13 protein-coding genes and 1 tRNA gene are annotated in these 13178 nt (G+C 39.2%); 1 reads left to right on the top strand and 13 read right to left on the bottom strand.

Going from position 1 to position 13178, the window contains the following annotated elements; all coding sequences use genetic code 11:
* Positions 1-55: 55 nt before the first annotated feature.
* The 5 genes from SPAR10_RS05545 to SPAR10_RS05525 all read right to left on the bottom strand — a co-directional run bounded on the left by SPAR10_RS05545 (position 56) and on the right by SPAR10_RS05525 (position 6557).
* Complete coding sequence (locus SPAR10_RS05545) at positions 56-982, bottom strand: ATP-binding cassette domain-containing protein (RefSeq protein ID WP_004251696.1); 927 nt, start codon at positions 980-982, stop codon at positions 56-58.
* 10 nt (positions 983-992) lie between these two features.
* Complete coding sequence (locus SPAR10_RS05540) at positions 993-2060, bottom strand: ABC transporter ATP-binding protein (protein WP_004251684.1); 1068 nt, start codon at positions 2058-2060, stop codon at positions 993-995.
* An 8-nt stretch (positions 2061-2068) separates the two neighbouring features.
* Positions 2069-2995 carry an oligopeptide ABC transporter permease OppC gene (gene oppC, locus SPAR10_RS05535; protein WP_004251681.1) on the bottom strand — a complete coding sequence of 309 codons (927 nt, stop codon included), beginning with the start codon at positions 2993-2995 and terminating at the stop codon, positions 2069-2071.
* The gene (locus tag SPAR10_RS05530; protein WP_004251679.1) at positions 2995-4491 is read right to left on the bottom strand and encodes an ABC transporter permease; all 1497 of its coding nucleotides are present in this window, start codon (positions 4489-4491) and stop codon (positions 2995-2997) included. The genes oppC and SPAR10_RS05530 overlap by 1 nt, the downstream gene beginning before the upstream one ends.
* A gap of 65 nt (positions 4492-4556) precedes the next feature.
* On the bottom strand, positions 4557-6557 hold the full coding sequence (locus SPAR10_RS05525; RefSeq protein WP_004251676.1) for a peptide ABC transporter substrate-binding protein: 2001 nt from the start codon (positions 6555-6557) through the stop codon (positions 4557-4559).
* A 178-nt stretch (positions 6558-6735) separates the two neighbouring features.
* Here SPAR10_RS05525 and SPAR10_RS05520 point away from each other — a divergent pair.
* Positions 6736-6806 (top strand) — tRNA-Cys (locus tag SPAR10_RS05520).
* A 222-nt stretch (positions 6807-7028) separates the two neighbouring features.
* On the opposite strand, the gene SPAR10_RS05515 is transcribed toward SPAR10_RS05520, so the two are convergent.
* The 8 genes from SPAR10_RS05515 to rsmD all read right to left on the bottom strand — a co-directional run bounded on the left by SPAR10_RS05515 (position 7029) and on the right by rsmD (position 13170).
* On the bottom strand, positions 7029-8360 hold the full coding sequence (locus SPAR10_RS05515) for a hemolysin family protein (RefSeq protein WP_004251673.1): 1332 nt from the start codon (positions 8358-8360) through the stop codon (positions 7029-7031).
* Between the two features lie 118 nt (positions 8361-8478).
* The gene (locus SPAR10_RS05510; protein WP_004251670.1) at positions 8479-9306 is read right to left on the bottom strand and encodes a DNA/RNA non-specific endonuclease; all 828 of its coding nucleotides are present in this window, start codon (positions 9304-9306) and stop codon (positions 8479-8481) included.
* 45 nt (positions 9307-9351) lie between these two features.
* The gene (locus SPAR10_RS05505) at positions 9352-9546 is read right to left on the bottom strand and encodes a DNA-directed RNA polymerase subunit beta (protein ID WP_080581396.1); all 195 of its coding nucleotides are present in this window, start codon (positions 9544-9546) and stop codon (positions 9352-9354) included.
* Entirely contained in the window at positions 9533-10819 is a 1287-nt protein-coding gene (gene murA, locus SPAR10_RS05500; RefSeq protein WP_004251665.1) for a UDP-N-acetylglucosamine 1-carboxyvinyltransferase, read from the bottom strand. Before murA ends, SPAR10_RS05505 begins: the two co-directional genes overlap by 14 nt.
* Before the next feature lie 24 nt (positions 10820-10843).
* Entirely contained in the window at positions 10844-11074 is a 231-nt protein-coding gene (locus SPAR10_RS10795) for a DUF1146 family protein (protein WP_033587493.1), read from the bottom strand.
* 57 nt (positions 11075-11131) lie between these two features.
* A complete protein-coding gene (locus tag SPAR10_RS05495; protein ID WP_004251664.1) occupies positions 11132-12169 on the bottom strand; it encodes a SepM family pheromone-processing serine protease in 1038 nt (345 codons plus the stop codon).
* Positions 12153-12641 (bottom strand): pantetheine-phosphate adenylyltransferase, encoded by a 489-nt coding sequence (gene coaD / locus SPAR10_RS05490; protein ID WP_004251661.1) that lies wholly within the window; start codon positions 12639-12641, stop codon positions 12153-12155. Before coaD ends, SPAR10_RS05495 begins: the two co-directional genes overlap by 17 nt.
* A complete protein-coding gene (gene rsmD, locus SPAR10_RS05485) occupies positions 12631-13170 on the bottom strand; it encodes a 16S rRNA (guanine(966)-N(2))-methyltransferase RsmD (protein WP_004251658.1) in 540 nt (179 codons plus the stop codon). Before rsmD ends, coaD begins: the two co-directional genes overlap by 11 nt.
* Positions 13171-13178: the final 8 nt, after the last annotated feature.

Here is a 13178-nt window from a genome sequence, read left to right as displayed (position 1 = left end):
AAAAAAGTTTCATAACCTTTCTAGAATAATACTAGGAAGATTATAAAACTTTTCATTAGTTCATATCTTTTTTATAGCGTTCCAATTCTGCTTGGTTAGCCCAAACATAATGTCCTGGACGAATTTCAACCATAGACGGTTTATCAGTTTCGTAGTCGTGTTGGTCTGGATCATAGACTTTCAAAACTTTCTTACGTTCCAAGATTGGATCTGGAATCGGTACAGCTGATAAAAGTGCTTGTGTATATGGATGAACTGGATTGTTAAACAATTCTTCAGTTTCAGCCACTTCAACAATGACACCCTTATAAATTACCGCGATACGATCAGAGATAAAACGAACTACTGACAAATCGTGGGCGATAAAGAGATAGGTCAAGCCCAATTCTTTTTGGAATTTCTTGAGCAAGTTCAAAACTTGGGCACGAACAGAAACGTCCAAGGCTGAAATTGGCTCATCCGCGATAACGAAATCAGGTTCCATAACCAAAGCGCGGGCAATCCCGATACGTTGACGTTGTCCACCTGAAAACTCATGAGGATAACGCGTCAAATGCTCAGACAAAAGTCCAACTTCACTGATAATCTTTTTAACTTTTTCTTGTCTTTCTTCCTCATCCTTAAATAGGTGATAGTTATAAAGACCTTCAGAAATAATATAGTCAACTGTTGCACGTTCATTCAAACTAGCAGCAGGGTCTTGGAAAATCATTTGGATTCGGCGGACTAATTCTGACGCTTGAGTACGTGATTTTTTACCATTAATTTTTTGACCATCAAAGATGATATCACCTTTGCTGGTATTATTCAAACCGATAATTGCACGACCAATTGTTGTTTTACCACTACCTGATTCTCCAACAAGTGAGAATGTTTCACCTTTGTTGATAAAGAAGTTAGCATTTTTAACAGCTACAAACTTTTTACTTCCTTCACCGAAGGAAATCTCTAAGTCTTTAATTTCTACTAATTTTTCAGACATTTCCTTCCTCCTAGTTTTCCAGATGAACAAGACCCATTCTCTCACGAATCTTGTCATGTAAATTTGCAATTACTGCTGGTTTTGCAACTTTTGGTGCTTGCTCATGAAGTAACCATGTTTTAGCCCAATGAGTATCTGAAACAGCAAATTGGGGTGCTTTTTCTTCGAAATCAATTTTCATTGCGTAATCTGAACGAAGAGCAAAAGCATCTCCCTTCAATTCTGTATAAAGTGATGGAGGTGTTCCCGGAATTGAATACAATTCCCCTTTATCGTCAGCCAACTGTGGCAAACTTGATAAGAGGCTCCATGTGTATGGGTGACGTGGATCGTAGAAGATTTCCTCAACTGTACCATACTCAACGATTTCACCAGCATACATAACCGCAACTTTGTCAGCAATACTTGCTACCACACCAAGGTCGTGTGTGATAAAGATTGTTGTAAAGTGGTATTCATTTTGTAGAGACTTCAACAAGTCAATAATCTGAGCCTGAATCGTCACATCAAGGGCAGTTGTTGGCTCATCACAGATAAGAACATCTGGACGACACGCAAGAGCAATAGCGATAACGATACGTTGACGCATCCCTCCAGAATATTGGAATGGATACTCCTCAAAACGCTTTTCAGCATCAGGAATACCAACCTTATTCATGTAGTCGATAGCCATTTCTTTTGCTTCTTTTGCTGTTTTACCTTGGTGTTTAATGATAACTTCAGTAATTTGGCTTCCGATTGTTTTGATTGGGTCCAAACTAGTCATAGGATCTTGGAAGATAGTTGCAATCTTGGCCCCACGAATTTGTTCCCAATCTTTGTGAGACGAAAGTGCTGTTAGGTCTTGTCCACGGTAATCGATGCTCCCCTGAGCAATACGCCCGTTTTCTTCTAACATTCCTGTAAAAGTTTTTGTCAAAACTGATTTACCCGAACCAGATTCTCCAACCAAGGCAAGAACTTCTCCTTCAATCAACTCAAGAGAAACTCCGCGGATAGCGGTCAAAACTTTGTCACGAACATCAAATTCCACGACAATATCTTGAGCAGATAAAATTACATTTTTATTATTTGTCATTTCTACTCCTATCTGTGTGTACGTGGATCACTAGCATCGGCTAAATTTTGTCCAACAATGAAAAGTGATAAGGAAACCAAAACCAAAGTTGTCAATGGAATCCAGAAGAGGTAGGCATTTGTAGTTACGTTCTGAGAATAATCTGAGATCAAACGTCCCAAACTTGGAACTGTAATCGGCAATCCGAGTCCAAAGAATGAAAGGAAAGCTTCATATGAGATAAAGGCTGGAAGCATTTGCGTCAAAGTCGTTACGATAACAGATACCAACTGAGGCATAATATTTTTTACTATAATTTTATATGTCGGTGTCCCCAGTGTCTGAGAAGCAAGGTTATATTCCAAATCACGATAACGCATGATTTGAATACGGATAGAATAAGCAATACCAATCCATGTAGTTACACTCATGGCGAAAATCAAGTTCCAGAAACCTGCACCGATAGAGTAAGTCAAAACGATAACGATCAATAACGATGGAATATTGTTGATAACGTTGTAGACTTCCATCATGATACGGTCTACTGATTTTGAAATACCCCAAATTCCACCTACAATCACACCGATAACAAGGTTTATAAAGGTCGCAATTACAGAAATCAAGATAGAGTTACGAGCTCCAAACCAGACACCATCAAAGAGAGATTTCCCGTTACTATCTGTACCAAACCAATGTTCACCATTCGGTTTGATATAGCGAGCACTAAAATCATTTACCTTACTTACATCGTTAAAGTCAAAATCTGAGAACATTGGATAGATGAAACTCATCAAAACGATGGCAATCAAGATACCGAGCATGATGACTGTTGATTTTTTCTTCAAAAACTGTCTAAAGACAGAACCCCAGTATGAATAGGCAGGAGTATCAATTGCTTCAGAGGCATAATCATCACGTTTTACAAATTGAAATTTATCATTACTAATTGTAGACATTATTTGCCTCCTTTCTCTGTCAATTTAATACGTGGGTCAATCATAGTCATCCAAATATCCCCTACAAATAATGAGAAGATAGAGATACATGTAAAGATAAAGACAAGACCAACAACCATATTGTTGTTTGATGCTTTTACAGAGTCAATCAGCATTTTACCCATACCAGGGAAAGCGAAGACTGTTTCTGTAAGAGTTGCTCCACCGATAACACCAATAATAGAACCTGGAATACCTGAAACGAGCGGTACCATAGCGTTCTTAAAGATGTGTTTATTTGAAATTTCTTTCTCAGATAGACCTTTTGCACGTGCAAAACGAACAAAGTCTTGAGATTGTAAGTCAATCATGTAACGACGAATCCAAATTGCCATACCAGGTGCACCCAACAAGCCCAAAATCACTGCAGGAAGGACATAAGAACGCCAATCTCCAGCACCCAAAATTGGGAATGAATCAGGAAATCCGATAGATGAACCAATCAAACGAATGATATAAACCAAGGCAATGGTTGGAAGGGCAAGCAAGAAAGTCAAAATTCCTGTAGAGAAACTATCAATCCAAGTATTTTTGTAACGAGCCATTGCAGAACCAAGTGGAATTGCAATCGCGTATGAAATAGCAAGACCAATCAAACCTGTGATAGCAGAACTTGCAATCATTGATGGATACTGATAGTTACTTTCAGTAGCTGTGTATGGATCATCCTTACCATAGTTTGCTACTTCACGTGCATCTGCTTGACTTGGAGATTTATAAGTTCTTGAGTAGATATTGACTGATGATGTTTTCTTACCAGTTGGGAATTGAACTTCAGAAGTCTTGGTTTGTCCTTGTCCTTGTGTGATAACTTGAAGCACAGGAGTATTGGCATAAGTTGGATAAGAATCTCCTAAGTTTAAGTTCACAAAGTTTTGATGAACAAATGGGAATTGACTGTTGAAGTACAAGAGGTATTTATGTTTAGTCCCTGAACCTACCAAAGACCATCCAATAGCTGGATCGTTTTCAAATCGCAAATAACGCTCTAAATTAGGATTTTCTGGATCTTGAATCTTGTTTGTATGGTCAATATCAAGCAAGTTTGCATAGAATTTGAACACACGCTCAAAAATAGGAATTTCACGAGTCGCATAGAATTGTCCGCTCTCTGTGAATACACCCAAAGTCCAACCGTTACCAAGTTGTTGGATATATTTTTCGTAGATAGCTTTATTTGTATCGTTTGCATCAACGGTTACAGAAGGGTCAATGCTACTAGCTTTTTCCTGCAACTCTTTCGTATCGTAATATTCGATATAACCCATACGCTCAAAAACGGTATTTTCATAGTTATCACGTTTATCAGCTGTTGTTGCAATTTTATTGTAGTTAGTATCTTGTTTGAAGATCAACTTCCGTGGAACCATCGTATAGATGATTGTGTAAATCAAGGTCGTTACTAAAAAGATAGAAACTAACGACCGCAAGATACGCATAAAAACATATTTTTTCATATTATTTCCTTTAAAATCCCAAAAGAACCTTCTCCTTTTGGAGAGAAAGTTCTGATGAGCATTATTTATTTCACGTGGCTCGCTAATTCTTTTTGAGCTTTTTCATTTGATTCAGCTTTTTCTTTGAGCCATTTTTCACGAGCTTTTTGGTATTCTTCTTTTGTAATAGGTTTTTCACCAACTTCAGTGTACTTCAAGTAACCTGAGGTTTCTCCTTTAAGACCCGCAACTGAGTATGAAGAAGTAAATGGAATAACTTTAGATACAAATGATACAGCAGTTTCTTTCGGACCTGCCATTACAGGAATTGTCAAACCGTTGTCTGTTAACCAAGCTTGTGCAAGGGCATATTTTTCATAACGTTTTTGAACGTCTTGATTTTCTTTGTTTGCTTCATCAAGTAATTTTTCATAGTCAGACAAACCAAGTTTTTGGATAACTGATGCATCAGTATCTTTATCGATACCCATAATCAAACGAGTATTACCACCTTTAATCGTGAACTGGTCTAAGAAAGTTGATGGATCTTGGTAATCAGGATTCCATCCAGTCAAGGTATGAATATCCCAGTCTTGTTCTTTAGCTGTTGGAGCACTAAATGAAAGTGGTAAAGCTTCTGCTTGGGTCATTTGTTGAAGATCGATGACAACATTGTCAGCTCCAAGTACGTTTTCAATAGACTGTTTAAGTGATTGAACACGGTTTACAACTGCTGTAGACTCTTGGATTGTTAGAGCATCCAAGTGAATTGGGAATTCTACCCCTTCTGCTTTCAAGCTTTCTTTTGCTTTAGCAAAGGCAGCTTTAGCTTTTTCTTCGTTGTAAAGACCATTTTGCGAATCAGCAAGCGATACGTTTGACCATGTGCTTGAGTTTGTCTTCGCAAGACTTTCTTCTACAAGTTTACCAAACTGTTTGTCTCCAACTTGAAGATTATATGGTGAGAATGTATTACGGATTGCAACTGCAGCACCATCTGTACCATTTGTCTGAGCTGAGTAAGAATTACGGTCTACCGCAAAGTTAAGGGCTTGACGGAATTCTTTGTTTAGCAAAGCTTTTCTTGTAGATTCTTTTTGGCTATCTGTTGTTTTTGAGGTATGGTTATAAGTTGTACGACCATAGTTCACACTTACAGTAGCGATAGCTGATCCTGGTTCGTTAAAGAAGATATTATCTTTGAACTCAGAAGCATATTTTTCATACGTTGAGCTAGTAGGATAGATCCGAGCTTTACTGTATTGTCCTTCTGAGAATCCTTTAGCAACGATATCTTGGTCTTTCCCATCCCAGTAAGTAAATTTGATGTTTTGAATTTTAACAGCGTCTTTATCCCAATAAGCATCGTTCTTAGCCATCTCAATCGAAGACTTAGCAGTGATTGATTTCAAAACAAACGGTCCATTATACAAAATAGATGATGGATCTGTAGGTGCACCAAAGCCTTCCCCTTTTGATTTAAGGAAATCTTCGTTGATTGGCATCATCACGCCATTTGTTGTTTTGTCATTCCAGAAAGTCTCTGGCTGATTCAATGTATACTCAAGAGTGTTATCGTCAACTGCTTTTATACCAACAGTTGAAAAATCGTTTGTTTCACCGTTAATGTAAGCACTAAGTCCTTTGATTGAAGAACTAATAACTGACAAACCTTTTGATTTGCCTTCTACCGCGTGTTTCAAACCTGTCACAAAGTCTTGGGCTTTAACTGGAGCATATTCTTCTCCTTCAGCAGTAACCCACTTAGCATCCTTACGGATTTTATAAGTATAAGTCAAACCGTCTTGTGAAACTGTCCATGATTCAGCAATCGATGGTACAAGGTTTCCATATTTATCGTTAGCAAGCAAACCATCTACCGCATTTGTCGTCACAAAAGAAGTAGAATCAACGTTGTTAACAACGTAATCCAATGTTTCAGGATCAACTGAATAAACGTATTTATAATCTGATGCTAATTTTGTATTGCTTGAGCCTGCATTTGAATTTGAATTTGAACATGCAGCAAGTACTCCGACTGCAAGCAAGGATACTCCCGCTACCGCAAGAATCCGACTTTTTTTCATTTTTTAAACTCCTCGTTTTAAATAGTGGATATTGAAGATTATACCACAGTTTTTTTAAAAAGTAAACGAATTTTCAGAATATTTTGTCGCATGTTTTTTTACACATTTGAATCTTATGTTTTCAGAAAAGAAAACTATTGACGAGAAACAATTTTCAAGGTATAATAATAAAAGTTAAGGCGGTATAGCCAAGTGGTAAGGCACGGCTCTGCAAAAGCTTGATCGTCGGTTCAAATCCGTCTACCGCCTTTTTTATACTATTTTATAGGAATTTATCCGAAAAGAAAGCCCGATTTTACGGGCTTTTTTGTTTTTCTTTTAGGATAAAAAAGGATAACTTTAAAAATTATTTGGGGTGAGTTTGGGGCGAGGGTATTTTTTAGAGCTTGGATTTTAAATCCAAGCTTTCAGGGTAAACAAAAAAGACCGCTCAAAAAAGCTTTATCAGTTTTCTCTGATAAAGCTTTTGTTTTATTCAGTTTCTTCTTCTGATTCAAGTTCTTGGATTTGAACCTTAAGCTTGGTTACACGTCCGTTTTTCACTTTGTCATTTGTTAGTGTGATATGCTTGTTGCCACTTTCCACCTCGTAACTAAGCTTCTCTGAGGTTGGAATAGTTCCCACACCAGTCAAATAATAACCCGCAATGGTATCTACATCATCACTTTCAAGCTCGACATCAAAATAATCATTGAAATCGTTCAAATTCATTGTCCCTTGGACAATATGAGTGTCCTCGCCGATAGTATGAACATATACTTCAGCACGGTCAGTTTCATCATCAATCTCACCAACAATCTCTTCAAGGAGATCCTCAAGTGTTACCAAACCAGCCATTCCTCCGTATTCATCAAGAAGAATAGCCATCTGTCTTTGTGAATTTCTCAATTCTTTTAACAGATCATCCACAAAAATAGTTTCAGGTACAAAGAGGGGTTCCTGTAATATCTTTCTCAACACGATGTTGTCAAAACCATCAGTAAATCCTACTTTTAGCAGACTCTTGGTGTGGATCAAACCAATCACGTTGTCCTTGTCATCATCATAGACAGGGATTCGAGAAAAGTTTTGTTTTAAGATACTTTCGATAATCGTCTGAGTGTCATCTTGAATATCTACCATAAAGGCATCGGTCCGAGGAACCATGACTTCACGAGCCATGAGCTCATCTAGCGAGAATATTCCTTGCAACATTTCGATTTCATCTGCATCCAAGGTTTCTTCACTATTGGTAAGCATATACTCAATCTCATCACGAGTCATTTTTTCATCTGCATCGTCAAATGTCATCGGCGTCAAACGACTCAAGAGATTGGTTGATGCTGATAGCAACCAAACAAAGGGACTCACAATCTTACCGATAGCAATAATAAATGGTACAGTTCGGATTGCCAAAGCATCCTTAAGATTTAGAGCAATGCGTTTAGGATAAAGTTCACCAAAAACGATAGAGATATAGGTCAAGAAAGCAAGTGACAGGAAGCTTGCGATTGCGTGCGCAGTTTCGCTATTTCCCATCCATGAGGCTATCAATTGTCCTAGAGAGTCTGCTAGTTTAGCCCCTGACAAGATTGTAATTAAAGTAATACCAACTTGAATGGTTGATAAAAAGTGATTTGGATTTTCAAGTACCTTTAGCAAACGGATATAGCGTTTATCACCCTCTTCAGCCTTTTGTTCAACGCGTGAGCGACTAAGAGAAACCATAGCCATCTCTGTTGCTGAGAAAAAAGCATTTAAAAAGGTCAAAACAACTAATAATACAAATTGCAGTAACAAATCCTGACTGCTCGGGTCTTCCATTTTCCTTCTCCTAAAAAGTATAATTGTGACTATTATACCATATTTTTCAACTTCTACACATTAAATTGTGATTTCTATAGTAAATCCCCTACCGAAACAATAAGGGACCGACTATCTATTAGTTCTTTGTAACAGTTACTTTTCCTGTTCGGTAATCTAACTGAATTCCCTTTTGAACGTTAGGAACTACGACGTTAAACTCCAATTCACCATCAGATGATTTGGCTTCAATCTGAGATGCAGAAGGAACCAAATCTTCTTCTGTAGCGTAGAGCAATGTGACACGGTAACGCACGCGCTTATTTTGATCCAGAGCCTTTCGAACTAAACTTTCATAGTAGTTTTGTCCAGTCGAATCTTCTGCGCGTGCTTGGTTGGCCCAGGCTGTTTGTACAGCGATATTTTTGGGATTGCTAGTAGATGCATCAAAACCATCTAAACCACCAATCAAGGCATAGCCTAATAAATGCCCTCTATCTACTGCGTGATTATAAGTCCCTTTTAGGTTTTTGACTTGATGCCATCCTGCTGGGGTCCAAGAAGTCGAACCATTCCCGGTTTCTTCACGGTCTTTGTACTGTCTTGTTGCTTTTGACATGAGGGCGTTAGCCACAGTTGGAACCGTCTCCCCACCTACAGTTTTTGTCTTGTTATCAGCATAGGGTTTACTTGAAACCTTTGCATCTAAGTTCGTTTTGTTTCCATTTACGATAAAGGCACCTGCTCCATTCCACTCAAGAGTACCCTTTATTTGTTTTTTTACCGAATCAGTCAGTACACTCTCGGCCAATTTTTGACTTGGAGTATCAAGCGACTGGGATTTCTGGTTGACCTGTGTTTGCGGTGTAGCATTGGAAGCCTGCATTTCTTTTATGTAGTAACTTCCTGCCGACAAAAGTAGGAAAAGCAGAAGACCTATGAGTGCCTGCCTTGTTTTTTTGTTCATCTTTTCTCCTTAGTTTTGTTCTTAGAAAAAGGCTGGTCTCCCAGCCTATTTCCCTGTAAATTTCGAAATTAACTCATGCCACTTTTCTGGAGCTAAAATCGCCCATGGATCTTGGCCCTTGCCTAAGATACCGTAGCCAATCATCAAGCCAATTCCAAGTGCTAAGACCCCTAGAAGCAGGACAATAATAACTAGTAGGAATCTACGTAATACATAAGAGGTTTGTTTATTCATCTTCATCAGCTTCCACACTTACCCGTTCAATATTAGCCCCTAACTGAGCTAACTTTTCATGAAAACGATAATAACCTCTATCCAAATGGACAAGTTTCCCAACAACAGTCTCACCTTCAGCTATTAAACCTGTCAGGATCAAGGCTGCACTGGCACGGAGATCCGTAGACAGCACTTCTGCCCCTTGGAGAGGTTGCCCGCCAACGATACGAGCTGTATCACGGATAATCTCAGAATGCAAGCCCATGCGACGCATTTCCTCTAGATGTTGGAAACGATTCTCAAAGACTGTCTCAACCATAGTTGATTCTCCTTGAGCAACCGTCATAAGAGCAGTAAACTGCGCCTGCATGTCCGTAGGAAACCCTGGATGTGGTAAGGTCTTGACATGAACTGCTTTTAGTTTGTCTCGTTGAGAACGGATGCGGATTCCTTCATCTTCGTCGATGACTTCAACACCCATTTCCTGTAATTTCGCCAACAAGGGACGGTTGTGTTCCCAGATAGCATCTTGAATCAGGACATCTCCACCTGTCATTGCAGCAGCAACCATGAATGTCCCTGCTTCGATGCGGTCTTGAACAACGTTATGAGTTGCACCATGCAAGTTTTCAACACCAGTGATGGTAATGCTCTCTGTTCCCGCACCTTTGACTTTAGCTCCCATTTTATTCAAGAGGACAGCCAAGTCTACAATTTCAGGTTCACGCGCAGCATTTTCGATAACAGTTACGCCATCAGCTAGCGTTGCAGCCATCATCAAGTTTTGGGTTGCCCCTACACTAGGAAAGTCCATATAGATATGGGCTCCATGCAAGCGTTCTGCCTTAGCTTCGATATAGCCAGCTGTTTGGGTAATCTTAGCCCCCATTGCTTCCAAACCTTTAAGGTGAAGGTCAATCGGACGACTACCAATTGTACAACCACCTGGCATCGAAACTTTAGCGTGACCAACCCTAGCCAGGATTGGACCCAAGACTACAATAGAAGCACGCATCTTGCTGACATACTTATAGGGAGCTTCTTCTGTGATATCATCTGTTGCATCCACTTCAACAATGTGTGCATCTTGATCAAAATTAACTTTCGCATTTAATCCACGAACTACTTGGTTCATGGTAAAGACATCCGATAGGATAGGAACATTTTTTAAAACTGTTTTTCCTTCGCTTGCTAAAATTGTCGCTGCAAGTAGTGGCAAAACTGCATTTTTCGCGCCCTCAATGGTAACACTTCCGACAAGGCGATTATCGCCACCTCGAACTACAATTTTTTCCATAAATATTTTCCTTTACTTTCGAGTTTAGAATAATGTCCGTACAGCTTCTTGCCATAATTGGTAGAGATTTAGGAAAAAAGAACTGATTAGATATCCTAAACCGATACTACACAATACTACCAAAAGTCGTACCTTCCTCGCATTGTCCTTGGTCACCTTCAAAATTTGATCCCATTTGACTAAATCTTTCAAAAGTTGAAAAACTAGGTAGACAAAAAACATATGACTACTGAGAGTAAAAAACAATTGAATCATCTGCCTATTATACCATCTTCTTTTTTTCTACGCTAGTCTATGGACTTGCACTATATTCTATGGGTTGTTTTTCAAGTAATCAATTGCATCCTGAAGTGTTTTTACAGGAACAATCTTCATGTCTGTTTTAATCATTTCAGCCGCTTCTACAGCCGTGTCATAATTACTTTTAGCATTAGGATTGGCCTTTTTAGCTTCTTCAGTTACTGGATTGTTAGGAGCAAAGAATACAGTAGCTCCTTTTTTTGCAGCAGCAACAACTTTTTTGTCAATTCCACCAATATCACCAACATTTCCATCTCTGTCGATACTTCCTGTACCAGCAATGATACGTCCATTTCGAAGAGTTGGATCTGCAATTTGCGTATAGATGGATAAACTAAACATCATTCCAGCACTCGGACCACCAATGCCAGCAGTTGAAAACTTGATTGGCACGTCACTTGACACTTCTGTGCGGTCAATCAAACCGATTCCAATACCGTTTTTCCCATTTTCCAGAGTAATGATTTTTCCTTCAGCGGTTTTGACTTTCCCGTCTTCTTGGTAAGTAACCTTAACCTTGTCACCTAGCGTTTGAGAATTAACGTAGTCGACCATCTCCTTAGAACTCTCAAAAGTCTTATCATTGACAGCCGTTACTGTGTCAGCGATATTGAGAATACCCTTGAAGGTTGAGTTATCTGTTACGGTCAAAACATAGACTCCCAGGTATTTGAGTTCTATCTCCTTGCCCGCTGCCTTCAGACCTTGATATTTGGCCATGTTCTGCGAAGTTTCCATGTAAAACTGGTTGATTCGCATAAATTCCGCATCTGACGAACCACCAGTCATCTCTTTAGCACTATGTATGTCCGTAAAAGGTGTTAGCCAAGCATAAACCAAGTCAACCAGTCTAGCGTGCTTAACTCCAACTGTTACAAATTGGTAGGAACCTTCTTCTTGGTCAGATTGGTTATTTACTTGTAAAACCTTTCGAATATCTTCTGAAGTCCCTGGCACCTCAATGTAATAAGGAAGTGGTACCGTAAAAGATATAAAAGTGATAATGAGCCCGATGATTAAATATATGGGCCATCTAGTTTTTTTCTTCATTCTTTAACTCCTCTAAGACAGCATTTGGTACATACTTGCTAATATCTTGACCAAACTTCAATAGTTCTCTCACAGCTGAAGAGCTGATGTAAACATGCTCTGGGCGACTATGGAGATAGACTGTCTCAATCTCTCCTGCTAATTGATGGTTGTAAAAATCAAAACTGGCTTCATACTGAAGATCCGCAGCGTTACGCAAACCACGAACAAGAACATGGACACCCAGTTTTCTAGCAACATCAACGACTAATTCATCATGAGAGGCAATGACTTGGACATTTTTAAGGTGTCCCACCGCTTTTTCAACCGTCTCTAGCCGACTTTCTATCGGTAAAAATCCATTTTTGTGTGGATTATAAAAAATTCCCACATACAATCTATCAAAGAGCTTACTTGCGCGTTCAATAAGGTCCAAATGACCATTGGTAATTGGATCAAACGAACCTGTAAATAGCCCAATTTTATCTGACATAAACCGTCACCTTACTAATCCCATATATTTTTTCCTTCCAGATGCCTAAACAGGCGATTTCTTCTGGAAGCTCTACTGATTTATCGGTCTCGCAGACCACCATGACATCTTCTGAAAAAAGATTTCTCTCAGCCATTTTTTCAATATCAGACACGATTTGTTCCTTTGCATAGGGAGGGTCCAAAAAGATGAGATCAAAAACGCCATCCACCTGCTCCAACGCACGACTGGACTCCATTTTCAATAATTGAAACTTTGAGGTTTCCTTGGTCATCCGGATATTTTCTGCCACAATATTCTGGGCCCGTCTATCCCTCTCGACCAGAACAGCACTTGACATTCCCCTTGAAACTGCTTCGATGGATAAACCACCACTGCCAGCATAGAGATCTAGTACACGTCCTCCTTCAAAGTAGGGACCAATCATATTGAAAATAGCCCCTCGGACCTTGTCCGATGTCGGCCTCGTTGTTTTCCCGTCCAAGGTCTTTAAAGGACGTCCTCCGTAGATTCCTGATACGATTTTCATAAGGTATA

Origin of the sequence: Streptococcus infantis SPAR10, from assembly GCF_000279535.1 — a bacterium.
Classification (GTDB): Bacteria; Bacillota; Bacilli; order Lactobacillales; family Streptococcaceae; genus Streptococcus; species Streptococcus infantis_I.
The sequence above is the reverse complement of the archived record's forward strand: the minus strand, read 5'-3'. Positions and strand labels throughout refer to the sequence as shown.